Origin of the sequence: Pseudomonas sp. SCA2728.1_7 (assembly GCF_018138145.1) — a bacterium.
Lineage (GTDB): Bacteria > Pseudomonadota > Gammaproteobacteria > Pseudomonadales > Pseudomonadaceae > Aquipseudomonas > Aquipseudomonas koreensis_A.
The window spans coordinates 4426894-4452353 of sequence record NZ_CP073104.1 but is presented as its reverse complement, the minus strand read 5'-3'; the positions used below and the strand labels follow the sequence as shown (position 1 = coordinate 4452353).

23 protein-coding genes are annotated in these 25460 nt (G+C 60.1%); 13 read left to right on the top strand and 10 right to left on the bottom strand.

The genetic code is table 11. The features are described from left to right. The first annotated feature begins 130 nt into the window (after positions 1-130). Positions 131-1480, top strand: a complete 1350-nt coding sequence (gene glpT, locus KBP52_RS19790) for a glycerol-3-phosphate transporter (RefSeq protein ID WP_007911178.1) — start codon at positions 131-133, stop codon at positions 1478-1480. On the opposite strand, the gene KBP52_RS19785 is transcribed toward glpT, so the two are convergent. The 6 genes from KBP52_RS19785 to KBP52_RS19760 form a co-directional block, all read right to left on the bottom strand. Then, positions 1456-2124 carry a gamma-glutamylcyclotransferase gene (locus KBP52_RS19785; RefSeq protein ID WP_077574984.1) on the bottom strand — a complete coding sequence of 223 codons (669 nt, stop codon included), beginning with the start codon at positions 2122-2124 and terminating at the stop codon, positions 1456-1458. The genes glpT and KBP52_RS19785 overlap by 25 nt on opposite strands. 196 nt (positions 2125-2320) lie before the next feature. Then, positions 2321-3289: a CDP-6-deoxy-delta-3,4-glucoseen reductase gene (locus tag KBP52_RS19780; RefSeq protein WP_034151997.1), complete on the bottom strand. Its 969-nt coding sequence runs from the start codon at positions 3287-3289 to the stop codon at positions 2321-2323. Further along, positions 3289-4755, bottom strand: coding sequence for a 4-hydroxy-3-polyprenylbenzoate decarboxylase (ubiD, locus tag KBP52_RS19775; RefSeq protein ID WP_034151998.1), 1467 nt, complete (start codon positions 4753-4755; stop codon positions 3289-3291). The genes KBP52_RS19780 and ubiD overlap by 1 nt, the downstream gene beginning before the upstream one ends. A 237-nt stretch (positions 4756-4992) precedes the next feature. Next, on the bottom strand, positions 4993-6252 hold the full coding sequence (gene rho, locus KBP52_RS19770; protein WP_077574986.1) for a transcription termination factor Rho: 1260 nt from the start codon (positions 6250-6252) through the stop codon (positions 4993-4995). 250 nt (positions 6253-6502) lie between these two features. Further along, positions 6503-6832 (bottom strand): thioredoxin TrxA, encoded by a 330-nt coding sequence (gene trxA, locus KBP52_RS19765; protein WP_003206727.1) that lies wholly within the window; start codon positions 6830-6832, stop codon positions 6503-6505. A gap of 120 nt (positions 6833-6952) precedes the next feature. After that, on the bottom strand, positions 6953-7660 hold the full coding sequence (locus tag KBP52_RS19760) for a FadR/GntR family transcriptional regulator (protein ID WP_212620805.1): 708 nt from the start codon (positions 7658-7660) through the stop codon (positions 6953-6955). A 256-nt stretch (positions 7661-7916) separates the two neighbouring features. Here KBP52_RS19760 and KBP52_RS19755 point away from each other — a divergent pair, with 256 nt between their 5' ends. The 5 genes from KBP52_RS19755 to ppx all read left to right on the top strand — a co-directional run bounded on the left by KBP52_RS19755 (position 7917) and on the right by ppx (position 12473). Next, positions 7917-8702: a transporter substrate-binding domain-containing protein gene (locus tag KBP52_RS19755; RefSeq protein ID WP_077574988.1), complete on the top strand. Its 786-nt coding sequence runs from the start codon at positions 7917-7919 to the stop codon at positions 8700-8702. A gap of 21 nt (positions 8703-8723) precedes the next feature. After that, positions 8724-9392, top strand: a complete 669-nt coding sequence (locus KBP52_RS19750; protein WP_077574989.1) for an amino acid ABC transporter permease — start codon at positions 8724-8726, stop codon at positions 9390-9392. Continuing rightward, positions 9389-10039: an amino acid ABC transporter permease gene (locus KBP52_RS19745; protein ID WP_077574990.1), complete on the top strand. Its 651-nt coding sequence runs from the start codon at positions 9389-9391 to the stop codon at positions 10037-10039. The genes KBP52_RS19750 and KBP52_RS19745 overlap by 4 nt, the downstream gene beginning before the upstream one ends. After that, positions 10026-10763, top strand: coding sequence for an amino acid ABC transporter ATP-binding protein (locus tag KBP52_RS19740; protein WP_007911148.1), 738 nt, complete (start codon positions 10026-10028; stop codon positions 10761-10763). Before KBP52_RS19745 ends, KBP52_RS19740 begins: the two co-directional genes overlap by 14 nt. A gap of 207 nt (positions 10764-10970) precedes the next feature. Then, complete coding sequence (gene ppx, locus KBP52_RS19735) at positions 10971-12473, top strand: exopolyphosphatase (protein WP_008081406.1); 1503 nt, start codon at positions 10971-10973, stop codon at positions 12471-12473. Between the two features lie 287 nt (positions 12474-12760). Here ppx and ppk1 read toward each other — a convergent pair whose 3' ends face one another. Together ppk1 and hemB are read right to left on the bottom strand one after the other, a co-directional pair. After that, on the bottom strand, positions 12761-14986 hold the full coding sequence (gene ppk1 / locus KBP52_RS19730) for a polyphosphate kinase 1 (RefSeq protein WP_038359078.1): 2226 nt from the start codon (positions 14984-14986) through the stop codon (positions 12761-12763). Positions 14987-15004: 18 nt separating this feature from the next. Continuing rightward, entirely contained in the window at positions 15005-16018 is a 1014-nt protein-coding gene (gene hemB / locus KBP52_RS19725; RefSeq protein ID WP_077574993.1) for a porphobilinogen synthase, read from the bottom strand. A 207-nt stretch (positions 16019-16225) separates the two neighbouring features. Here hemB and KBP52_RS19720 point away from each other — a divergent pair, with 207 nt between their 5' ends. Next, positions 16226-16876, top strand: a complete 651-nt coding sequence (locus KBP52_RS19720; RefSeq protein ID WP_116028473.1) for a DedA family protein — start codon at positions 16226-16228, stop codon at positions 16874-16876. A 278-nt stretch (positions 16877-17154) separates the two neighbouring features. Beyond that, positions 17155-17823: an isoprenoid biosynthesis glyoxalase ElbB gene (gene elbB / locus KBP52_RS19715; RefSeq protein ID WP_212620804.1), complete on the top strand. Its 669-nt coding sequence runs from the start codon at positions 17155-17157 to the stop codon at positions 17821-17823. Positions 17824-17940: 117 nt separating this feature from the next. Here the strand turns inward: elbB and KBP52_RS19710 are convergent, their stop codons facing one another. Both KBP52_RS19710 and KBP52_RS19705 read right to left on the bottom strand, forming a co-directional pair. After that, entirely contained in the window at positions 17941-18396 is a 456-nt protein-coding gene (locus tag KBP52_RS19710; RefSeq protein WP_007911138.1) for a YaiI/YqxD family protein, read from the bottom strand. Positions 18397-18517: 121 nt separating this feature from the next. Then, positions 18518-20413: an FTR1 family protein gene (locus KBP52_RS19705; RefSeq protein ID WP_212620803.1), complete on the bottom strand. Its 1896-nt coding sequence runs from the start codon at positions 20411-20413 to the stop codon at positions 18518-18520. Positions 20414-20664: 251 nt separating this feature from the next. On the opposite strand from KBP52_RS19705, the gene KBP52_RS19700 reads away from it, so the two are divergent. From KBP52_RS19700 to KBP52_RS19680, 5 genes are all read left to right on the top strand, one after another. After that, positions 20665-22068, top strand: coding sequence for a hypothetical protein (locus KBP52_RS19700; protein ID WP_077575037.1), 1404 nt, complete (start codon positions 20665-20667; stop codon positions 22066-22068). A gap of 207 nt (positions 22069-22275) precedes the next feature. Then, positions 22276-23670 carry a hypothetical protein gene (locus tag KBP52_RS19695; protein WP_212620802.1) on the top strand — a complete coding sequence of 465 codons (1395 nt, stop codon included), beginning with the start codon at positions 22276-22278 and terminating at the stop codon, positions 23668-23670. Between the two features lie 15 nt (positions 23671-23685). Beyond that, complete coding sequence (locus KBP52_RS19690; protein WP_007911131.1) at positions 23686-24060, top strand: YcfL family protein; 375 nt, start codon at positions 23686-23688, stop codon at positions 24058-24060. A gap of 36 nt (positions 24061-24096) precedes the next feature. Further along, a complete protein-coding gene (gene lpoB / locus KBP52_RS19685) occupies positions 24097-24684 on the top strand; it encodes a penicillin-binding protein activator LpoB (protein ID WP_016772610.1) in 588 nt (195 codons plus the stop codon). Positions 24685-24687: 3 nt separating this feature from the next. Continuing rightward, positions 24688-25431 carry a penicillin-binding protein activator LpoB gene (locus tag KBP52_RS19680; protein ID WP_116028479.1) on the top strand — a complete coding sequence of 248 codons (744 nt, stop codon included), beginning with the start codon at positions 24688-24690 and terminating at the stop codon, positions 25429-25431. The last annotated feature ends 29 nt before the right edge of the window (positions 25432-25460 follow it).

Here is a 25460-nt window from a genome sequence, read left to right as displayed (position 1 = left end):
ACAGGTTCGTAAAGGAACACGCGACTTCCAACATTTTCCGCTATTTGCTCGATGCGAACCGGTGCTATTTTCGGTAACGAAACTGTAACATTCGCATCCGCAGTCAAAACAAGAAATCTGGAGCTCTTGAATGTTTGCTTTCTTTCGTCCTGCCGCACATCAGGCTCCATTGCCTGAAGAAAAAATAGACAGCACGTACCGACGCCTGCGCTGGCAGATCTTCGCCGGTATTTTCTTTGGCTATGCGGGTTACTACCTGCTGCGCAAAAACTTCTCGCTGGCCATGCCGTACCTGATCGACGAAGGCTACAGCCGCGGTGATCTGGGTCTGGCGATGTCGGCGATCGCCATTGCCTACGGCTTATCGAAATTCCTCATGGGCCTGGTGTCCGACCGCTCCAACCCACGCTACTTCCTACCGTTCGGCCTGTTGGTCTCGGCCGGGGTGATGTTCATTTTCGGTTTCGCACCTTGGGCAACATCCAGCGTGACCATGATGTTCATCCTGCTGTTCATCAACGGCTGGGCCCAGGGCATGGGTTGGCCGCCAAGTGGCCGGACCATGGTGCACTGGTGGTCACAGAAGGAACGCGGCGGCGTGGTGTCCGTGTGGAACGTGGCGCATAACGTTGGCGGCGGTCTGATCGGCCCGTTGTTCCTGCTCGGCATGGGCCTGTTCAACGACTGGCACGCGGCGTTCTACGTACCGGCAGCGGTGGCGCTGGGCGTGGCCGTGTTTGCGTTCATCACCATGCGCGACACCCCGCAATCGGTTGGCCTGCCGCCGATCGAGAAGTACAAGAACGATTACCCGGAAGGCTACGACGCCAGCCACGAAGACGAATTCAGCGCGAAAGAGATCTTCGTCAAATACGTGCTGCGCAACAAAATGCTCTGGTACATCGCCATGGCCAACGTCTTCGTCTACCTGCTGCGCTACGGCGTGCTGGACTGGGCACCGACCTACCTGAAAGAAGCCAAGGGTTTCACCGTCGACAAAACCTCGTGGGCCTATTTCTTCTATGAGTGGGCGGGTATCCCGGGCACGCTGCTGTGCGGCTGGATGTCGGACAAGATCTTCCGTGGCAACCGTGGCCTGACCGGCATGGTGTTCATGGCACTGGTGACTGTCGCAACGCTGGTTTACTGGCTGAACCCGGCCGGTAACCCGACCGTCGACATGATCGCGCTGTTCTCCATCGGTTTCCTGATCTATGGCCCGGTGATGCTGATCGGCCTGCAGGCGCTGGAACTGGCACCGAAGAAAGCCGCTGGCACTGCCGCAGGCTTCACTGGCCTGTTCGGTTATCTCGGTGGTTCGGTCGCGGCCAGTGCCGCGATGGGCTACACCGTTGACCACTTCGGCTGGGACGGTGGTTTTGTCCTGCTGGTGGGCGCTTGCCTGCTGTCGATGGCCTTCCTCGCCCCGACCCTGTGGCACAAGCAAGTCGCCAGTCAGAGCCGTGAAGCGGTCGCCTGATCGCTTTGTGATTTACAGCGCTTGAGCCGCGCCTCCAGGTTTCGATCTGGCATGGCGTGGCTGCGCAGGGCGTGGGCGGTCTGCTCGACATAATCGCGAGTCGTGCCGTAACGCCCGCTGGCGCTTTCGAACACCTGACTCAGCACATGATCCGGCAGGTTGCCGGCATAGCTGGGCAGGTGTCGCTCCAACACAAATCCCAATGCCTGCACCTGGCTACCGTCGGCAAGACGGCAATTGAGCCAGTGTGGCCGATAGGATGGCACCGGCATCTCGCGCTTCCACAGCGCGTACAGCGCCGCATCGAGATTGTCTTCCGGCAAGCGATAGGCGAAGCCGCTGCACGAACCGCCGCGATCCAGACCAAATACCAGACCCGGCATTTCCGGCGTACCGCGGTGCTCGTGCGACCACAGGTACAAGCCGCGATGGTAGCCATGCACGCGTCCACGTACGCGCTCCACTGCCGTACATTCCGGCCGCCAGATCAGCGAACCATACGCGAACAGCCACACCGGCCCGCCCTTGTGGCGCGCCATGGTCGATTGCATGGAAGCGAGAAGTTGTTCGTGCGTCAGCTGCGGCCCAAGATCGAGCCGCGGAGGGTAATTCAAATTCAGAAAAGCGTTTTCAATGGCGCTCATGGCGAATAGCGTTCAGCTCCCCGCGGGTAAAGAATTACTTAATAGAACGCACCGCTGTAACAATAAGGCACATATGTTTTAAGGCAATTTGAGTGCCATGGCACAGTTCTTAATTGATTGCCTGATTGATATATAACCTAGCGGTATTTATGCAATTACATAAATACCGATCGGCTATATAGCGAGTTATAAAGAATCAGGAGCGTGGGGCGTAAGCGAATACGTCGGCACGCATTTGATGGGCATCCATCCCGGCTTCGACCAATGCGTCCAGCGTGCCGTAGACCATGGCTGGCGAGCCGCTGGCGTAGACGTGCAACGGTTTCAGGTCGGGGAAGTCTTCACAGACCGCCTCGTGCAGCATGCCGCAGCGCCCTTCCCAACCGCATTGATCGCTGACGACTTTGTGCAGGAACAGGTTGGGCAGTTTCAGCCATTCGTCCCAATGTTCGATCTCATAGAAATCTTCCGGACGGCGCACGCCCCAGTACAGATGCACCGGGTGTTTGAAGCCGTTGGCGCGGCAGTGTTCGATCAGGGCGTGAATCTGGCCCATGCCGGTACCGGCGGCGACCAGCACCAGCGGCCCGTCGGGCAGCTCGGCCAGATGCGTATCGCCGAACGGCAGCTCGACACGCACCATCGCGTTGCGTTGCAGCTGTTCGATCAGGCTCAGTGCACTGGCTTCGCGCGCCAGCACATGGATTTCCAGGTCACGCCCGCCGTGGGGTGCCGAGGCCATGGAGAACGCCGACTTCTCGCCGTTCTCACGTTCGATCATCAAGTACTGCCCGGCGTGATAGCGCGGCGGCTTGCCGGCCGGCGCCCGCAGGCGCACACGCCAGGTGTCGCCACCGACATCGCGGCATTCGATGACCTGACATGACAGGCTGCGCACCGGCAGTTCTCCCAGCGCGAGCACGCCATCCCACAGCAGGATGCAGTCTTCCAGCGGCTCGGCGATGCAAGTGTAGAACTCGCCGTGATCATGCACCTTGCCGTCCTGCGCGACGCTACCTTCAACCAGCAGCGCCGCACACACATGACAATTGCCATTGCGGCAGCTTTGCGGGCATTCGTAGCCCAGGCGCCGCGCGCCATCGAGAATCCGCTCACCGGGCTGTATCTCGAGCACTGCTCCGGAGGGCTGCAGGGTTACACGCATCAATCTATTCCTAACTGATTCCAGATGGCATCGATCCGTTGGGTGACGGCGTCGTCCTTGACGATCACGCGGCCCCACTCCCGAGTGGTTTCGCCCGGCCACTTGTGGGTGGCATCGAGGCCCATTTTCGAACCCAGGCCGGAGATCGGCGAGGCGAAGTCGAGGTAGTCGATCGGCGTGTTATCGATCATCACCGTGTCGCGCTTGGGGTCCATGCGCGTGGTGATGGCCCAGATCACGTCGTTCCAGTCGCGGGCGTTGATATCGTCGTCAGTGACGATAACGAACTTGGTGTACATGAACTGTCGCAAAAACGACCAGACACCGAGCATCACGCGCTTGGCATGCCCCGGATACGACTTCTTCATGGTCACGATGGCCATGCGGTACGAGCAGCCTTCCGGCGGCAGGTAGAAGTCGGTGATTTCCGGGAACTGCTTCTGCAGGATCGGCACAAACACTTCGTTGAGCGCCACGCCGAGAATCGCCGGCTCATCCGGCGGACGGCCGGTGTAGGTGCTGTGATAGATCGGTTTGATCCGGTGGGTGATGCGCTCGACGGTGAACACCGGGAAGCTGTCGACTTCGTTGTAGTAACCGGTGTGGTCACCGTACGGGCCTTCATCAGCCATTTCGCCGGGATGGATCACGCCTTCGAGGATGATCTCGGCAGTGGCCGGCACTTGCAGGTCGTTGCCACGGCACTTGACCAGTTCGGTGCGGTTACCGCGCAAGAGACCTGCAAAAGCGTATTCGGACAGGCTGTCTGGCACCGGGGTTACCGCGCCGAGGATGGTCGCGGGGTCGGCACCCAATGCCACGGACACCGGGAACGGCTGGCCCGGATGCTTCTCGCACCATTCGCGATAGTCCAGCGCGCCGCCACGGTGGCTGAGCCAGCGCATGATCACCTTGTTGCGGCCGATCACTTGCTGACGGTAGATGCCGAGGTTCTGGCGCTCTTTGTTCGGGCCTTTGGTGACGGTCAGGCCCCAGGTGATCAGCGGGCCGACGTCGCCAGGCCAGCAGGTCTGCACCGGCAGCATCGCCAAATCAACGTCGTCGCCTTCGATGACCACTTCCTGGCACACCGCGTCTTTGACGACTTTCGGCGCCATCGAGATGATCTTGCGGAAGATCGGCAGCTTCGACCACGCGTCTTTCAAGCCCTTCGGCGGCTCGGGTTCCTTGAGGAAGGCCAGCAGCTTGCCGATTTCGCGCAGCTCGCTGACCGACTCGGCGCCCATGCCCATGGCTACCCGCTCAGGGGTGCCGAACAGGTTGCCAAGCACCGGAATGTCGTAACCGGTGGGCTTTTCGAACAACAGCGCCGGGCCCTTGGCCCGCAGCGTGCGGTCGCATACCTCGGTCATCTCCAGCACCGGCGAGACGGGAATCTGGATGCGTTTCAACTCTCCGCGCTGCTCAAGCTGCTGCACGAAATCCCGAAGATCCTTGAATTTCATTGACGATGGCACCCTCAAAATAGGCGTACATCCTACCTGCTCTGACGGGCAAACAGCAGCCCGTCAGTGCCCTTAATCCGTCGATATCACGGTGACCACCAATCAGCTACATAAGGTTTCTTGCCCCTGCGGGTAGCTGTTGTTCAAACAAGAGGACTGACACATCGGCAAAGTCATGCCCCCAGAAAGCAAAAAAAAACGCCCCCTTTCGGGAGCGTTCTTTTAAACAGCTGCGTATTACTTGCGCTTCATCGACAAGAAGAACTCGTCGTTGGTCTTGGTCGCTTTCAGCTTGTCGACCAGGAACTCGATGGCAGCGACTTCGTCCATCGGGTGCAGCAGCTTGCGCAGGATCCACATACGCTGCAGTTCGTCGTCGGCGGTCAGCAACTCTTCGCGGCGGGTGCCGGAGCGGTTGATGTTGATCGCCGGGAACACGCGCTTCTCGGCGATCTTGCGATCCAGAGGCAGCTCCATGTTGCCGGTACCCTTGAACTCTTCGTAGATCACTTCGTCCATTTTCGAGCCGGTTTCAACCAGCGCGGTGGCGATAATGGTCAGCGAGCCGCCTTCTTCGATGTTACGCGCAGCACCGAAGAAACGCTTTGGCTTCTCGAGGGCGTGGGCATCGACACCACCGGTCAATACCTTGCCGGAGCTCGGGATCACGGTGTTGTAGGCACGGGCCAGACGGGTGATGGAGTCGAGCAGGATCACCACGTCTTTCTTGTGTTCGACCAGGCGCTTGGCCTTCTCGATCACCATTTCGGCAACCTGCACGTGACGGGTCGGCGGCTCGTCGAAGGTCGAGGCAACCACTTCGCCGCGCACGGTGCGCTGCATTTCGGTTACTTCTTCCGGACGTTCGTCGATCAGCAGCACGATCAGGTGAACTTCAGGGTTGTTACGGGCGATGTTCGCTGCGATGTTCTGCAGCATGATCGTTTTACCGGCTTTCGGCGGCGCGACAATCAGACCACGCTGGCCTTTGCCGATCGGGGCGCACAGGTCAATCACGCGACCAGTCAAGTCTTCGGTGGAACCGTTACCGGCTTCCATCTTCATGCGCACGGTCGGGAACAGCGGGGTCAGGTTCTCGAAGAGAATCTTGTTTTTCGCGTTCTCCGGACGATCGAAGTTGATCGTGTCGACCTTGAGCAGGGCGAAATACCGCTCGCCTTCCTTCGGAGGGCGGATCTTGCCAACGATGGTGTCACCGGTACGCAAGTTGAAGCGGCGGATCTGGCTTGGCGAGACGTAGATATCGTCCGGGCCGGCCAGGTAGGAAGCGTCAGCGGAGCGCAGGAAGCCGAAGCCGTCCTGGAGAATCTCCAGCACGCCATCACCGGAGATTTCCTCGCCGCCTTTCGAGTGCTTTTTCAGCAGGGAGAAAATCACGTCCTGCTTGCGCGAACGGGCCATATTTTCTATGCCCATCTGTTCGGCCAATTCGAGCAGTTCGGTAATCGGCTTTTGCTTGAGTTCAGTCAGATTCATATAGGAATGACGTAATCATTTATGGAGGGGGGGGAAATTAAGCTTTTGGCTTAATGAGGCCGCGCCGCGGAGAAGGCGACAGGATCGCGAACTAATTCGAAAAGGAGTGCGTCGGCGACGGCTAGCAGGGGGCAGTGGAGAAACCAGTGCGGGGCCGAATGTACCACCTGAGTTTCGGAGCGTCTAGCCCTGAATACGCAAAAAGCCCCGCTAATTGCGGGGCTTTTTTTCAGGCACTTTACAGCGACGCTTAGATGTTGGCGTCGAGGAAAGCCGCCAGTTGCGACTTCGACAGGGCGCCGACTTTGGTCGCTTCAACGTTGCCGTTCTTGAACAGCATCAGGGTCGGGATACCACGCACGCCGTGCTTGGCCGGGGTTTCCTGGTTTTCGTCGATGTTCAGTTTGGCAACGGTCAGCTTGCCTTTGTAAGTCTCGGCAATCTCGTCCAGAACCGGAGCGATCATTTTGCAAGGACCGCACCATTCAGCCCAGTAATCGACCAGGACAGCGCCTTCGGCCTTGAGTACGTCGGCTTCGAAGCTAGCGTCGCTAACGTGTTTGATAAGATCGCTGCTCATGGAATTCTCCAGGTTGTAAGCAAAAAAACGTGGCCCATCATAGCCGCCCTTCCCCTGTTCAGGAAGCCGCAGTTGATTGAGTCTTGCTATGGCACTCGATGAGTTTGGGTATAGCTCAAGTCACGCGGTGGCGGGGGCAATGAAGGAAATTCCAGTGCGCAGGGCCGCGTTGCGCACGTGCTCCTGCATGGCTTTTTGCGCAGCGCCGGACGCCCGGCGCGTGAGGGCACGAAGAATCTTGCGGTGTTCCTGCCAGGTTTCCATGGCGCGTTCGGCGCGGATGAACGGTAGTTTCTGGCTTTCCAGGAACATCTCGGCGCTGGCGGTGAGGATGTTCAGCATCGCCTGATTGCCGCTGGCCAGAAGGATGCGCCGGTGGAATTCGAAGTCGAGTTTCGCCGCTGCCTCAAAATCACCGACCTTCAATTGCTCGCGCATGGCTGCAACGTTGTCTTCCAGCGCATCCAGATCGAACGTGCTCAAGGTCACCGCCGCCAGCCCCGCCGCAAATCCTTCCAGCGCATAGCGCAGTTGAAAGATATCCAGTGGCGACGCCTGCGCCGCGAACGACCAGCCCGGTGCGTTTTCGCCACGCGACAATTCCACTGGTGACTGCACGAACACGCCTTTGCCCGGCTGAATACTGACCACGCCCAGCGCACTTAACGATGACAGTGCCTCGCGCAACGACGCCCGGCTCACGCCCAGTTGCAACGCTAGATCCCGCTGCGACGGCAAGGCGTCGCCCGCACCGAAACCCTGCTCGGTGATCAGTTTGCGGATCGCTTGCAGCGCCACTTCAGGTACCGCACGGGAAATCGAGTTCATGGTTTTTCAGACGCGCCAGGCCAATGTGCGGCTAGTTGTAAAGCTATTCGTCGAGTCCGGCAAGTCGTGCCCCAGCGGGGTTCGGTGCTCCACGCCGATGCGCGATAGCGGTGCGAAAAACAACCTGACTGTTCAGACCAGTAAGACCGAACAAAGCCGCTGAAACCGCGGCCTGCCACGACGAAAGCCACGTATTGGCACGGCACATGCTCTGTCCGAACGCAGAAATCACTTCCCGCCGATCCGGAGATTGTCCATGACCAAGCGTTACAGCGCCCTCCTCGCCGCTCTGTTTGCCTCTTTGTTGCTCAGCCAGGCTCCCGCTCACGCCGACGGTCTGGACGACGTGGTCAAGCGCGGCACGCTGAAAGTCGCCGTGCCCCAGGACTTCCCGCCGTTCGGCTCGGTCGGCCCGGACATGAAACCTCGTGGTCTGGACATCGACACGGCGAAACTGCTGGCTGATCAACTCAAGGTCAAACTCGAACTGACCCCGGTCAACAGCACTAACCGCATTCCGTTCCTGACCACCGGCAAGGTTGATCTGGTGATCTCCAGCCTCGGCAAAAATCCTGAGCGCGAGAAGGTCATCGACTTCTCCCGCGCTTACGCACCGTTCTACCTCGCCGTGTTCGGCCCGCCAGACGCCGCCATCGCCAGCCTCGACGATCTCAAAGGCAAAACCATCAGCGTCACCCGTGGCGCTATCGAAGACATCGAGCTGACCAAGGTCGCCCCCGAAGGCGTGACCATCAAACGCTTCGAAGACAACAACTCGACCATCGCCGCCTACCTCGCAGGACAAGTTGACCTGATCGCCAGCGGCAACGTGGTGATGGTCGCAATCAGCGAAAAGAACCCGAAACGTGTACCGGCGTTGAAAGTGAAACTGAAGGATTCGCCGGTCTACGTTGGCGTGAACAAGAACGAAGCGGCGCTGCTGGCCAAGGTCAACGACATCCTGACCACCGCCAAGGCTGACGGCGCACTGGAAAAGAATTCGCAGACCTGGCTGAAAGAGCCGCTGCCGGCCGATCTCTGATCGACTGAGCGGGAGACCTTCATGGCTTATCAGTTCGATTTCATGCCGGTGGTGGAAAACACCGACCTGCTGCTGCGCGGCGCGCTGTTCACCCTTGAGCTGACGGCCATCGGCGCGTTGCTCGGGGTCGGCGTGGGGATTGTCGGGGCGCTGGTGCGGGCGTGGAACATCCGCCCGTTCTCGACAATCTTCGGCGTCTACGTCGAGTTGATCCGCAACACGCCGTTTCTGGTGCAGTTGTTCTTCATCTTCTTCGGTTTGCCGTCGCTGGGCGTGCAGATTTCCGAGTGGCAGGCGGCGGTGCTGGCGATGGTAATCAACCTCGGCGCCTATTCGACCGAGATCATTCGCGCCGGCATTCAGGCGATTCCGCGCGGGCAACTGGAAGCCGCAGCGGCGCTGGCGATGACGCGCTTCGAAGCGTTCCGTCATGTGGTGCTGCTGCCGGCGCTGGGCAAGGTCTGGCCGGCGCTGAGCAGCCAGATCATCATCGTCATGCTTGGCTCGGCGGTGTGTTCGCAGATCGCCACCGAAGAGCTGAGCTTCGCCGCCAATTTCATTCAGTCACGCAACTTCCGCGCCTTTGAAACCTACGCGCTGACCACGCTGATCTATCTGTGCATGGCGCTGCTGATTCGCCAACTGCTGAACTGGATCGGCCGGCGCTACATCAGCAGGAGCCGCGCATGAGCGATTTCACCTTCTGGGACATCCTGCGCAACCTGCTCGTCGGCCTGCAATGGACGCTGGCGCTGTCGCTGGTGGCGTTTATCGGCGGCGGGATTGTCGGGCTGCTGATCCTGATCATGCGCATCTCGAAAAACTCTCTGCCAAGCAGCATCGCCCGCACATGGATCGAGCTGTTCCAGGGCACGCCATTGTTGATGCAGCTGTTTCTGGTGTTCTTCGGCGTGGCGCTGGCCGGGATCGAAATCTCGCCGTGGATGGCCGCAGCGATTGCCCTGACCTTGTTCACCAGCGCCTATCTGGCGGAGATCTGGCGCGGCTGCGTCGAATCGATTTCCAATGGCCAGTGGGAAGCCTCGGCGAGTCTGGCGCTCAATCCGCTGGAACAGCTGCGCTACGTGATCCTGCCGCAGGCGCTGCGCATTGCCGTGGCGCCGACCGTGGGTTTCTCGGTGCAAGTGGTCAAAGGCACCGCGGTGACCTCGATCATCGGTTTCACCGAGCTGACCAAGACCGGCGGCATGCTCGCCAACGCCACGTTTGAACCGTTCATGGTCTACGGCCTCGTCGCCCTCGGCTACTTCCTGCTCTGCTACCCCTTGTCCCTCAGTGCGCGCTACCTGGAAAGGAGACTGCATGCCTCTGCTTAGAATTTCCGCCCTGCATAAATACTACGGCGATCACCACGTGCTCAAAGGCATCGACCTCAGCGTCGAGGAAGGCCAGGTCGTGGCGATCATAGGCCGCAGCGGCTCGGGCAAATCCACCCTGCTGCGCACGCTCAATGGCCTGGAGTCGATCAACGATGGCGTCATCGAAGTCGATGGCGAATACCTCGACGCCGCCCGCGCCGATCTGCGCAGCCTGCGGCAGAAGGTCGGCATGGTGTTTCAGCAGTTCAATCTGTTCCCGCACCTGACCGTGGGCGAAAACGTCATGCTCGCGCCGCAAGTGGTGCAGAAAGTGCCGAAAGCCAAGGCTGCGGAACTGGCGCGAGAGATGCTCGAACGTGTGGGGCTTGGGGAAAAATTCGATGCCTTCCCGGATCGACTCTCAGGCGGCCAGCAACAGCGTGTGGCGATTGCCCGGGCATTGGCGATGTCGCCGAAGGTTTTGCTGTGCGACGAGATCACCTCGGCGCTCGACCCGGAACTGGTCAACGAAGTGCTCAGCGTGGTTCGGCAACTGGCCAAGGAAGGCATGACGCTGATCATGGTCACCCATGAAATGCGCTTCGCCCGCGAGGTCGGGGATAAATTGGTGTTCATGCACCATGGCAAGGTGCATGAGGTGGGTGATCCGAAGGTGTTGTTTGCCAATCCGCAGACGGCGGAGCTGGCGAACTTTATTGGCACAGTTGAAGCAACAGCCTGAGAGAAAAACAGGGGCTTTCAGGCCCTCATCGCGAGCAGGCTCACTCCTACATGGGAATGCGTTCACCTGTAGGAGTGAGCCTGCTCGCGATTGACCGCGCAGCGGTCACCGACTTTCTGCGCTGAATCAACGGTTTGAACCATGCGCGTTGGCGCCAGCCGTTGATCGTGGCACGATGTCGGGGTTATCGACCGAGACCCCCTGACCATGCCGCAATCCCAAGCCAAGAATCTGTCCCTGATCGCCGCAATCGACCTGGGCTCGAACAGCTTTCACATGGTCGTGGCCAAGGCCCAGAACGGCGAGATCCGCATTCTCGAGCGGCTCGGCGAAAAGGTTCAGCTGGCCGCCGGCATCGACGATGAGCGCAAGCTCAACGAAGAATCGATGCAACGTGGCCTCGATTGCCTCAAGCGTTTTGCCCAACTGATCAACGGTATGCCGCTGGGCGCCGTGCGCATCGTTGGCACCAACGCTTTGCGTGAAGCGCGCAACCGCCTCGAATTCATCCACCGCGCCGAAGAAATCCTCGGCCACCCGGTGGAAGTCATCTCCGGCCGTGAAGAAGCGCGTCTGATCTATCTGGGCGTGTCGCACACCCTCGCCGACACTCCGGGCAAACGTCTGGTCGCCGACATCGGCGGCGGCAGTACCGAGTTCATCATCGGCCAGCGCTTCGAGCCGCTGCTGCGCGAAAGCCTGCAGATGGGCTGCGTCAGCTTCACCCAGCGCTACTTCAAGGACGGCAAGATCACCCCGGCCCGCTACGCCCAGGCATACACGGCGGCGCGGCTGGAGATCATGAGCATCGAACACGCCCTGCACCGTCTGACCTGGGATGAAGCCATCGGCTCCTCGGGCACCATCCGCGCCATCGGCCTGGCGCTGAAGGCCGGCGGCCATGGCACTGGCGAAGTGAATGCCGAAGGTCTGGCGTGGCTAAAGCGTCGGCTATTCAAGCTTGGCGACGTCGACAAGATCGATTTCGAAGGCATCAAGCCGGATCGCCGGACCATTTTCCCGGCGGGCCTGGCGATTCTCGAAGCGATTTTCGACGCCCTCGAACTGCAACGCATGGATCACTGCGACGGCGCACTGCGTGAAGGCGTGCTCTACGACCTGCTCGGCCGTCATCATCACGAAGACGTGCGCGAACGCACCCTGACCTCGCTGATGGAGCGCTACCACGTCGACCTGGAGCAGGCGGCGCGAGTTGAGCGCAAAGCCTTGCACGCGTTCGATCAGGTCGCGGTGGACTGGGAGCTGGATGACGGCATCTGGCGCGAACTCCTCGGCTGGGCGGCGAAAGTGCACGAAGTCGGCCTCGATATTGCGCACTATCACTACCACAAGCACGGTGCCTACCTGATCGAACACTCGGACCTCGCCGGCTTCTCCCGCGAAGACCAGCAAATGCTTGCGCTGTTGGTGCGCGGCCATCGCCGCAACATTCCCAAGGACAAGTTTGCCGATTTCGGCGACGACGGCGACAAGCTGATCCGCCTGTGCGTGCTGCTGCGCTTTGCGATCCTGTTCCACCACATTCGTGGCACGCAGACGATGCCGCAGGTGGTGTTGCACGCCAAGGGCAACACCCTGGATGTGGAATTCCCGGAGAACTGGCTGGATGAGAATCAGCTGACTCAGGCAGATTTCGGGCTTGAGGCAGATTGGCTGACGCGGGTGGGGATTGTGCTGACTGTTCACTGAAACACCGCAAATCTCCCCCGCAGGAGCTGCCGAAGGTGGGTGGATGACAGGTGCAAAAAAGGCGATCCGCAGGGATCGCCTTTTTTATTGGGTTCGGCTTGAGACAGGAGGTGGATCTTCCCCTCACCCCAGCCCTCTCCCGGAGGGAGAGGGAGCCGATTTGTGGGCTTTTCAAATCCTGAGTTCGACTCGGTATTGCAAGTCGGCGTAACCCTGACATCCACCTCGATCAGTCCCCTCTCCCTCTGGGAGAGGGTTAGGGTGAGGGGCATTTGACCTTCAAGGCCTCAGCTGCTTACCGGAAGGATGGGGCTACCCAACCGTTCCAGCAACGTCGCCTGCGCGCTGCGCGGATTCTGGTTGCCGGTCGGCGTATTGCGGATGTAACGGCCATCCGACTGCAGGCTCCAGCTGTGGGTGTTGTCGGTCAGGTACAGCTCCAGCTCTTTCTTCACGCGAGTCAGCAGCTTTTTGCCTTCGACCGGGAAGCAAGTCTCGACGCGCTTGTCGAGGTTGCGCTCCATCCAGTCGGCGCTGGAGAGGAACATCTGCTCGTCGCCGCCATTGAGGAAGTAGAAAACACGTGTGTGCTCAAGGAAGCGGCCAATGATCGAGCGCACATGGATGTTGTGCGAAACCCCGGCAATTCCCGGGCGCAGACAGCACATGCCGCGCACCACCAGATCGATGCGCACGCCGGACTGGCTGGCCTTGTACAGCGCGCGGATGATCTTCGGATCGGTCAGCGAGTTGAACTTGGCGATGATGTGCGCCGGTTTGCCTTCGACGGCGAACTGGGTCTCGCGGGCAATCATGTCGAGCATGCCCTTCTTCAGGGTAAACGGCGCATGCAGCAGCTTTTTCATGCGCAGGGTTTTACCCATGCCGATCAACTGGCTGAACAGTTTGCCGACGTCTTCGCACAAGGCATCGTCGGAGGTCAGCAGGCTGTAGTCGGTGTAGAGCTTGGCGTTACCGGCGTGGTAGTTACCGGTGCCGAGGTGCGCGTAACGGACGATTTCACCGGCCTCACGCCGCAGGATCAGCATCATTTTGGCGTGGGTCTTGAAGCCGACCACGCCGTAGATCACCACCGCACCCGCAGCTTGCAGACGGCTGGCCAGTTGCAGGTTGGACTCTTCGTCGAACCTTGCACGCAGCTCGATGACCGCCGTCACTTCCTTGCCGTTACGCGCGGCATCCACCAGCGCATCGACGATCTCGGAGTTGGCCCCAGAGCGGTACAGGGTCTGACGCACAGCGAGAACGTGCGGGTCTTTCGCCGCTTGACGCAGCAGGTCGACCACCGGGGTGAACGACTCGAACGGGTGCAGCAACAGGATGTCCTGCTTGCTGACCACGCTGAAGATGTTTTCGCTGTTCTGCAGCAGTTTCGGGATCTGCGGGGTGAACGGCGTGTATTGCAGCTCCGGATGGCTGTCCAGTCCGGTGATGCTGAACAGCCGCGTCAGGTTGACCGGGCCGTTGACCTGATACAACTCGCTCTCGCTCAGGTTGAACTGCTTGAGCAGGTAGTCCGAAAGATGTTTCGGGCAAGTGTCAGCGACTTCCAGACGCACCGCATCGCCGTAACGACGTGAGAACAACTCGCCACGCAGGGCGCGGGCGAGGTCTTCGACGTCTTCGGAATCGAGCGCCAGGTCGGCATTTCGGGTCAGACGGAACTGGTAGCAGCCTTTAACCTTCATGCCCTGGAACAGGTCATCGGCGTGGGCGTGGATCATCGACGACAGGAAAACATAGTTGTCGCCCGGGCCGCCGACTTCTTCCGGCACCTTGATGATCCGTGGCAGCAAGCGCGGCGCCGGGATGATCGCCAGACCGGAGTCGCGACCGAAGGCGTCGATACCTTCGAGCTCGACGATAAAGTTCAGGCTCTTGTTCACCAGCAACGGGAACGGGTGCGTCGGGTCAAGGCCGATCGGGGTGATGATCGGTGCGATCTCGTCGCGGAAATAGCGGCGCACCCAGGTTTTGATCTTGACCGTCCAGTGGCGGCGACGGATGAAGCGCACCTGATGCTTTTCCAGCTCCGGCAACAGAATGTCGTTGAGGATCGCGTACTGACGGTCAACGTGACCGTGAACCAGCTCGCTGATCCGCGCCAGCGCCTGATGCGGTTGCAAGCCATCAGCTCCGGCCTGCTCACGGGCGAAGGTGATCTGCTTCTTCAGACCGGCGACGCGGATTTCAAAAAATTCATCGAGGTTGCTGGAGAAGATCAGCAGGAACTTCAAGCGTTCCAGCAACGGATAGGACTCGTCCAGCGCCTGTTCCAGCACGCGGATATTGAATTGCAGTTGCGAAAGCTCACGGTGGATGTACAGGCTGCTGTCATCCAGGCCCGGTATCGCAATCACTGGCGCCGCCGCGACAGGTTCGGCGACTGGCGCGGGTGGCGCAGGCTCCAGCTCCGGCGGAGTTTCGGTGATTTGCTCGACCACCGGCTGAGCTTCTTTTACTGCAACTTCCGTGAGTCCTTCGGTATTCATTGAATGTTCCTGGGAGGGCTATTTCTGCTCTCGTAACAATTGAGCGGCGCGGACAGCAAAGTAAGTCAGGATGCCATCAGCGCCGGCACGTTTAAAGGCGGTCAGTGATTCGACAATCACCGCCTCGCTCAACCAGCCATTCTGGATTGCCGCCATGTGCATGGCGTATTCGCCGCTAACCTGGTAGACGAAGGTCGGCACTTTGAAGGCATCTTTTACCCGGAAAAGAATGTCCAGATACGGCATGCCCGGTTTGACCATGACCATGTCCGCGCCTTCAGACAAGTCCGCACCGACTTCGTGCAGCGCTTCGTCGCTGTTGGCCGGATCCATCTGATAAGAGGCTTTGTTCGCCTTGCCGAGGTTCGATGCCGAGCCGACCGCATCGCGAAACGGGCCGTAATAGGCGCTGGCGTACTTGGCCGAATAAGCCATGATCCGCACGTTGACGTGGCCGGCGATTTCCAGCGCTTCGCGGATCGCCTGAATGCGACCGTCCATCATGTCCGACGGCGCCACCACCTGCGCGCCGGCTTCGGCATGGGACAGCGCCTGACGCACCAGTGCATCAACAGTGATGTCGTTCTGTACGTAGCCTTCTTCGTCGAGGATGCCGTCCTGCCCGTGGGTGGTGAACGGATCGAGCGCCACGTCAGTGATCACGCCGAGCTCAGGGAAACGCTCACGCAGCGCACGGGTGGCGCGCTGGGCGATGCCTTGAGGATTCCAGGCTTCGGCGGCGTCGAGGGATTTAAGTTCAGGAGGGGTGACCGGAAACAGCGCCAGCGCCGGAATCCCCAGTTCGACCCATTTCGCCGCTTCTTCGAGCAGCAGATCGATAGTCAGCCGCTCTACCCCGGGCATCGACGCCACGGCTTCGCGACGGTTTTCACCGTCAAGCACGAACACCGGCAGGATCAGGTCATCGACCGTCAGCACATTTTCCCGCACCAGCCGACGCGAAAAATCATCACGACGATTGCGGCGCAGGCGCGTGGCAGGGAACAGACGGTTGGCTGGGGTAAAGCTCACGGCGGACTCCTGAGCCCGCGCAAACGGGCGAGCGTGACAGTTATAGACGGCCATTATGACGAACAGATGACAGTTATGTGTGCCCCGTGACATGTAGCCGCATTCCATTGTCAGTGTAGGAATTGTTCACGTCGAGACACATTTGGACACTTTCATGAATGTGTCCGAAGGGTTAGGCTGCGCGTTCATTTCGCCAGCACCCAGACAATGCTCCAACAATTTCTGCATGACTTTGGCTACTTTGCCTTGTTCCTCGGCACGTTCTTCGAAGGCGAAACCATCCTGGTGCTCGCGGGCTTCCTCGCGTTCCGTGGATACATGGACATCAACCTGGTGGTGGTCGTGGCGTTCTGCGGCAGCTATGCCGGCGATCAGCTGTGGTACTTCCTGGGCCGCAAGCACGGGCGCAAATTGCTCGCGCGCAAACCGCGCTGGCAACTGATGGGCGACCGCGCGCTGGAGCACATTCGCAAGCATCCGGACATCTGGGTGCTGAGTTTCCGTTTTGTTTACGGTCTGCGCACGGTGATGCCGGTGGCGATCGGCCTGTCGGGGTATCCGCCGGGACGTTATCTGCTGCTCAACGGCATTGGCGCGGCGATCTGGGCGACCGCGCTGGCTGCCGCCGCTTACCACTTCGGCGCGGTGCTGGAAGGCATGCTCGGCAGCATCAAGAAGTACGAGTTGTGGGTACTCGGTGCGCTGCTGATTCTTGGCGTTGGCCTGTGGTTGCGCCGCCGCTTCAAGAATGCGCGGCTGGCCAAGCAGGTGTACGCCGACGAGCAAGCCGCGAAAGCTGCACTGCTGAATCAGGCCGAAGAATCCAAGCCTGCCGAACCGAAGACGCCAGCCGAGTAACGCGCTGGCGACTTGCTACAGCCCGCCGGCACTGAGCGGGCTGGCCGCCTCTTTCAGTCATTTATCCCCTCTGCGCTAGCGGACTCCCGCTCGTCAGCGGCGTTCTCACGCCAAAAATCACCCGCTCGCCACGCAACAGACATCCCAAATAATGAACACCCCGCCGTTGTTGCGATCCATGTAGAAAGCGTTCCATGCAAGTGCCGCCACCACTTGAGCCTATGGCAACGCGCGACAATTTAGTGGACATTTAGCGCCATGAATCTGGAGAGAAACCCATGAGCAAAAAAGTTGCAGTGATCCTGTCCGGCAGTGGCGTGTACGACGGCGCCGAGATCCATGAAAGCGTCATCACCCTGCTGCGCCTCGACCAACGCGGCGCGCAGGTGCAGTGCTTCGCCCCGAACATCGCGCAATTGCACGTGATCAACCACCTGACCGGCGAAGAAATGCCCGAGTCGCGTAACGTCCTGGTGGAATCGGCGCGCATTGCCCGCGGCAACATCAAGGACATCCGCGAGGCCGACGTCGACGACTTCGATGCGCTGATCGTGCCGGGTGGTTTCGGTGCGGCGAAGAACCTGTCCAACTTCGCCGTCGAAGGCGCTGGCTGCACTGTCCAGCCTGAAGTGCTGGCGCTGGCCGAGGCATTTGCCGAAGCGGGCAAACCGGTCGGTCTGATGTGCATCTCGCCGGCACTGGCGGCGAAGATCTACGGCCCGGGCGTAACCTGCACCATCGGCAACGATACCGACACCGCCACGGCAATGAACAAGATGGGCGCCACCCATGAAGACTGTGCGGTGACGGAAATCATCGAAGACAAGGCGCGCAAACTGGTGACGACCCCGGCTTACATGCTGGCGCAGAACATCAGTGAGGCGGCTTCGGGGATCAACAAACTGGTCGACCGCGTGCTCGAGCTGACCCACGAAAACGACGCCTGATACGGTCTACTGTAGGAGTGAGCCTGCTCGCGATGGCGGTGTATCAGGCACATATCTGTTGAATGACCGACCGCTATCGCGAGCAGGCTCACTCCTACAAGGGGATTTGTGCCGGGCTTAAGGCTTGCGGGTCAGGCGTGTGAGGATCCGGTCCAGCGCATTGGCGAACGCCTGCTTCTCGCGATCGCCAAACGGCGCCGGTCCGCCGCTCATCTGGCCTTGCTCGCGCAGATCGGTGAACAGGTTGCGCACGGCCAGGCGCTCGCCCATGTTCTGCGCATCAAACTCTTTGCCGCGCGGATCCAGCGCCGCGACGCCCTTCTTCACCAAACGATCGGCCAGCGGGATATCGCTGCAAATCACCAGCTCACCGGGCACTGCGTGCTCGACCAGATAATCGTCCGCCGCATCCGGCCCGCTCGGCACCACGATCAGTTTGACGATGGCCAGCCCCGGTTTGATCTGCGGCTGCCCGGCCACCAGCACCACTTCGAACTGGCGCTTGAGCGCAAACTTCACTACCAGATCCTTCGCCGCCCGTGGGCAGGCGTCGGCATCGATCCATACACGCATTTTTCTAACCTCCAAAAACAATTCGCGAGCAGGTCGAATCGTCGCACCGTCACTCCCACAGGTTACGCGTAAACCCTGTGGGAGCGAGCCTGCTCGCGAATGTGAGCCCCAGCGAATGCTGTTAAGCGACTACCCGCCGCTTCTCCGCCACCCAACTACGCCCATACAACACAACAATCGCCAGAATCGCCACCGCCTGCGCCGTCAACGAATACGCATCGGCATGAATTCCCAGCCAGTCGAATTCAAAGAACGCCACCGGCCGCGTGCCGAAGATCCCGGCTTCCTGCAACGCCTTCACGCCATGTCCGGCAAACACCACCGACAACGCGCACAACAGCGCCGCGTTGATGCTGAAGAACAGCGTCAGCGGCAGTTTCGCCGAACCGCGCAGGATCACCCACGCCAGACCGACCAGCAGCACCAGTGCCGTCGCGCCACCGGCGAGCACCGCGTCATGCCCGGCCGGGCCGGCCTGCAACCACAGGGTTTCGTAGAACAGGATCACTTCGAACAACTCGCGATACACCGAGAAGAACGCCAGAATCGCGAAGCCGAAACGCCCGCCACCGCCGACCAGACTGCTCTTGATGTAATCCTGCCAGGCCGCGGCGTGGCGACGGTCATGCATCCACACGCCGAGCCACAAGACCATGACACTGGCGAACAGCGCCGTCGCGCCTTCGAGCAGTTCACGCTGCGAACCACTGACGTCGATCACATACGCCGCCAGCGCCCAGGTGCCGAGGCCGGCCAGCAGCGCCAGGCCCCAACCGACGTTGACGCTGCGCACCGCCGATTGCTGGCCGGTGTTGCGCAGGAAGGCGAGTATCGCCGCCAGCACCAGAATCGCTTCCAGCCCTTCGCGCAACAGAATCAGCAAGCCGGAGATGTAGCTCAGCGACCAGCTCAAGCCATCACTGCCGAGCAGCCCGGCGGACTCTTTCAACTTCGCCTTGGCCGCGTCCAGACGCTGCTCGGCCTGCTCGACAGGCAAGCCGTCCTGCAACGACTGTCGATACGCCATCAGCGACTTTTCAGTGTCCTTGCGCACGTTGGCGTCGACGTTATCCAGCGAGCTCTCGACCAGTTCGAAGCCTTCCAGATACGCCGCGACCGACAGGTCGTAAGCCTGATCGTGCTCACCGGCGCGGTACGCAGCAAGACTCTTGTCCAGCGTTGCCGCGGTGTAGTCGAGCAACTGCGCCGGACCACGCTTGACCTGTGGCGGCTGCGCGCGTTGTGCGCGGAACGTCGCCGCCGCTTGCGGGCCATCGGCAGCCTGCACTTCGGCCGGGGTCTGGCGTGCCAGATCGGCGATGTTGTAGCTCTTCTCGGACCTGGCCGCCGCCGGATCAGCGCTGAAGCCGGCGATGTAAGTCGCCAGATCCCAGCGCTGACGATCGTCAAGCTGATCGGCAAACGCCGGCATGTCGGTGCCTTCGACGCCTTGGCCGAGGGTGTTGTAGATCGCGTACAGGCTCAGGTGATCCAGCCGCGCCGCATCCCTCAGATTGGCCGGGGCCGGGGTCATGCCGAGTCCCGCCGGGCCGTCACCGGCGCCGCTGTCGCCGTGGCACACCGAGCAATTCTGCGCATAGAGCGGAGCGCCTCGGGTGGGATCGGGGGTGATGATCGGTGCCTGACTGACTTCATAGGCTACCGCCAGTTGCGCGCCCAGTTGCCGCGCCTGCCGAGCGACTTCGGCGCCATCCTGTTTCGCGCTGATCGCCGCGTGCAGGGCTTCAACGCCCTGCTCCAGCGCAGCCTTTTCCGATTTGGCCGGCATACCGGCGATCAAGCCTTGCAGCGCCCGAGTGAACTCCAGTTGCTCGCGGTATTCGGAATCATCGACAACCTTGCCCGCCGCTACCGTCGGCGGGTAATCCGCACTGATGTAATCGAGCAGGTGCAGCGCTTGCGGCGCGCCTTCCACGGTATCGGCCAGCAGATTGAAGCTGCTCAGGGCAAACAACGGGAACACCAGCCAGGCCAGGAAACGGGACGAGGCAGTCATGAAGAATTCTCAAATGGAAATGCGAAGTTACATATTGTTCACTTCGAACGCATTTCCCTCAAGCTTTGTCGGTGTTTCGCTTTGATTGGGCGGATGTACCCGGCAGACGAACTCCGCAAAATCGCCGAGGTTGCCTCAGGAACAGAGTCTTTGATCTGCGCACATCGGCCCCCAACTCGCAGCCACTGGCCAGCATCCGTCACTATACTGCGCGCGCCTTCAACATTCCGGCTCAAGGAAACACACCGTTTATGCGGATCATCCCGTTGTTCGTCCTGCTCGCCACTGCGCTTTTTTTAAACGGCTGCGCGGCTTACCGTAATTACGATCAGGAAATGCAGCAAACCACCGACGAGATGACCAAGGGCAACCTCACCGGCGCACTGGCACTGGTCGAGATGCATAACCCGTGGGAAGACAAGGATCTGCTGTATTACCTGGAAACAGGCGCCATCCTCAGTGCTGGCAGCGCTCTGCCCGAAAGTCAGCAAGCGTGGCGCAGTGCTGACCGGATGATCTTCCAGCGCGAAGAGGCCAACCCATCCGGCGCCATGAAGCTGCTGTCCCGGTTCGGCAATGAAATGGGCACCATGCTCGTCAACGACAAGCTGCTGCGCTACGAAGGCTATGACTACGAGAAGGTCATGCTGACCACGCAAATGGCCCTCAATCAGTTATCCGTCAACGATTTCGATGGTGCTCGCGCCGATATCAAGAAGACCCATGAACGCGAAGGACTGATCGCCCGGCAACGCGAATTGCAATACGAAGCGGCGGAGGCAGAGGCCAAGTCCCAAGGCATCACCCTGCGCTACAAAGATCTGCAAGGTTATCCGGTGGCCATACTCGATGCGCCACAAGTGCTGGAACTGAAGAACGGCTATCAAAGTGCGTTCAGCCACTATCTGGCCGGGTTCACTTATGAAGCCTTGGGTGAGCGCGACCTCGCGGCGCCCGGTTATCGCCAAGCCATCGAACTGCGCCCGGACATGCCGTTTCTGCAGAACGCTTTGCGTAACCTCGACAAGCGTGCAGCCAAGGCCGATGAAAGTGACGTTCTGATCATTGTGCAAAGCGGTCTGGCACCGGCGCGCAGCTCGGTTCAAGTGCCGATTCCGGTGCGCCTGAACGAAAACCTGGTCATTGTCGCGCCGATATCCTTTCCGGTGATGATTCCGGACGCCGTCACCCCGACCTTCAATCACCTGAAGGTTGATGGCCGTAAGCAGCCGTTGACGGTCATCAACAGCGTGACCGATATGGCCATGCGAACACTGCGCGATGACATGCCTGAAATCATCTCGCGCGCGATGTTCCGCGCCAATATGGCCGCGATCGGCCAGGCACAGGAAAACGAGCGCAACCCGGTCAAGGCCTCGCTGGTGGTGACAAACAAGGATCCTTTCGAGGAGGCCGATACACGCACCTGGCGCGCCCTGCCTGACAAGACGCTCGTCACTCGTCTGCGCCTGAAAAAGGGCCTGCACACGGTCGACGTGCCCATCTACCCGCCGGGCTATCCCCTGACCTTACGCGTCGATCAGGATCATCAAATACTCAATCTGCGCGTGTTCCGGGATCAGACCTATTACGTCGGATCGGCCTTCGTTGCTCCTGCGACGCCTTTACCAGAGAAAGCAAGCCCTTCGAAATAAGTAATGGCACCTAACTAACCAGTGCAATTAAAAAGCTATTACATAGCCATCACCGCCTGCTTATAATGCCGCGCCCGCGTTATTGCGATCGGGCATTAAAGCTCCTCAGGTTATGAGGAATTGGCAGGAGGCCAACGCCACTGTCGATGGGTCACACCAGCCCGACCAGCACCCGCGGCTGTATTACTCCAGGGAAGAAGTACCCCCATGGCATTCCGCGCCCCCACTCTGATCGCGCTCAGCGCCGTCACTCTGCTGTCCGGCTGTACGGCGTTTCGCAACTACGACTCCGAACTGGCACAGACCAACCAGCAACTGGCCAACGGCAACGTTGACGCCGCGCTGACCCTGCTGGAAAAGAACAACACCGGCCCAGACAAAGACCTGCTCTATTACTTCGAGAAAGGTGAGTTGCTGCGCGCCAAGGGCGATCTCTCCGGCAGTCAGAATGCCTGGACCAGTGCCGATGTGGTGGTCGGTCAGTGGGAAGACTCGGTCAAGCTCGACACCGGTAAATACCTGGCTCAGTTCGGCAGCTTCATCGTCAATGACAAAGTGCGTCGCTACGAAGGCTACGACTACGAAAAAGTCATGCTGACCACCCAGATGGCCCTGAACCTGCTGGCGGTCAATGACTTCGACGGCGCACGTACTGCGATCAAAAAGACTCACGAACGTGAAGCGGTGATCGCCGACCTGCGCGACAAGGAATACCTCAAGAGCGAGGAAGAAGCCGAGAAAGAAGGCATCAAGACTCAGTACAAGGATCTGCAAGGCTATCCGGTCGCCAGTCTTGACGCGCCGGAAGTGGTTGGCCTGAAAAACAGCTACCAGAGTGCGTTCAGCCATTACCTGTCCGGTTTCGTCTACGAAGCCTTGGGCGAAAAAGGCCTGGCTGCACCGGGCTACCGCAAGGCCGCCGAGCTGCGTCCGAACACGCCGTTGCTGGAGCAGGCGCTGGTCAATCTCGACAAGCCGAGCAAGTCCGACGACAGCGACATTCTGATCGTGGTGCAAAGCGGTCTGGCGCCAGCCCGCGACTCAATCCGGGTGCCGCTGCCATTGCCGATTTCCAACAATGTGGTGATCACGCCGCTGTCGTTCCCGATCATCAAACCTGACACCTCCACGGCGACTTTCGCGCAAATCGGCGTCGATGGTAAGCAGGTCGATCTGACCGCGCTCAACAGCACCACCGCGATGTCCCGCCGCGCCCTGCGCGACGACATGCCGGGGATCATCGTGCGCACCACCGTGCGGGCGATCACCAAGGGTGTTGCGCAGAAGCAGATCAACGAAACCAACCCTCTGGCCGGTCTCGCCGTCGGTATCTCTTCAGCTGTGCTCGAAGGTGCCGATACCCGTACGTGGCGCACCCTGCCGGACTACACCCAAGTGGTGCGTCTGCGTCTGAAAAAGGGTGAGCATCAGGTTACCCTGCCGAGCGCCGTGGGCGGTTCGGTGGTCAAGGTCACTGTCGATCAGCGATATCAAGTGATCACCCTGCGCGCCGTGGGCAACCAGGTGTTCGCCGGTGGCCTCGCCGCACACGTCATCCCGAGCGCCAGCGCGACCAACGTCGCCAGCCTCAAACAACCTTAAGAACGGAGTCTTTGCATGCGCTTCAAACTCATCGCCGTCGCCGCCCTCGCCTTGCTGGCGAGCGGCTGCGCCACCCCGCCACCGCCAGAGCCGGGCAGCGCCGCGAGCAAAGTCGTGGCCATGGGTCCGCAGAAACACATCGTCGTCGGCGCCATGCGCGTCGCCCGCGAAAACGGCTTCATGACGGTCAATGTGCAGTTGAGCAACACCCTCAACAGCAACAAGATTTTCTACTACCGCTTCGCCTGGCTCGGCGCGGAAGGCTTCCCGATTGCCGAAGAAGAAGTGTGGAAAAGCCAAATGATGTACGGCGCCCAGACCAGCTTCATTCAAGGCATCGCCCCGACCCCGAAAGCCGTGGACTTCCGTCTGGAAATCAAGACGCCGTAAGCCTGTCACCCTATTCCTGTTTTAGAGAGCATTCCCATGTTTGCACGCTTTTCCTGCATCGCCGTTATCGCCCTGCTGGCCTCCGGTTGCGCCAACACTTCGCCGACCCTGGGCAGCAAGAACATCAGCTACGGCGACACCAAAGCGGTTGAAACCGTGACCAACGAATTCGGTTCGACCGACCTGCAAATGATCGCCGAGTCGATGACCCGCTCGCTGGCCCAGTCCGGCATTCTGCAGGGCCGTCCGGTGGTTCAGGTCTACGACGTGAAGAACAAGACCAGCGAGTACATCGACACCCGCGAAATCACCACCAGCATCAAGACTCAGCTGATGAAGACCGGTGTAGCGCGTTTCGCCAGCGACAACAACGCCATGCAGAGCCAGGTTGACCAGCTCAAGCTGCAAAACCAGAGCGGTCTGTACAAGAAGAGCACCGTGGCCAAGACCGGCAACATGGTTGCCGCCAAGTACCGCATCGAAGGATCGATCAGCTCGATCGTCAAGCGCAGCAGCGACTACAAGGACGTCTTTTACAAATTCAGCCTGCAACTGATCGACGTTGAAAGCGGTCTGGCCGAGTGGATGGACGAAAAAGAGATCCGCAAAACCACGGAGCGTTAATTGATGCGCGCATGGATTGGCATGATGGCCGTGGCTTGCGCGTTCAGCGTGCAAGCGGCCCCGAAAGTCGCGGTGACGGATCTGGCGTACCAGGAACGTGTGGAGCAATACATCCACATCGTTTCGGCCCAGAGCAATCATCGCGAGGGTTACTACAGCTCCAGCGGCTCGTCGAGCTACAACGAGATCGAAGCGAGCACCAGCTACATCGAGCAAGGCGAGTTGCGTAAATTCACCGGCGACATCAAGGGTGAAATCCTGCGCACCGGCATGTTCCAGCTGGTGCAGGGCACGCCGTACACCGCGTCGTCCAAGGGTGACGTCTACGACGTGATCAAGCGCATCAAGGCCGGCAACTTCAAAGGCGCCGACTATGTGCTGTTTGGTACGGTGTCGGACATCGACTTCACTCAGGACGTCAACGAGCTGGCGAACACCGACAGCTATTCGGCGGTACTGGGCCTGACGTTGGTGGCGGACTTCAGCCTGATCAACACCAAGACCTTCGAGATCACCTCGGCCTTCACGGCGATGGGCGAAGCGCAGGACACCAAACTGGTGAACCACCGCGACATCAAGATCTCGCTGAACCGCCCACGGGTGGTGCGTGACGTGTCCAAGGCCTTGGGTGAAGACGTGGCCGGGCAACTGAGCATGCAGCTCGGTGGTGGCGGTTACGAGCAGCCGCGCGAAGCACCGCAGCGCAACAATCTGCCGCGTGATACTGCGCCGGTGATCCTGCGCTGATGACTGGCCCCTGATCTTTCCCATGCTCC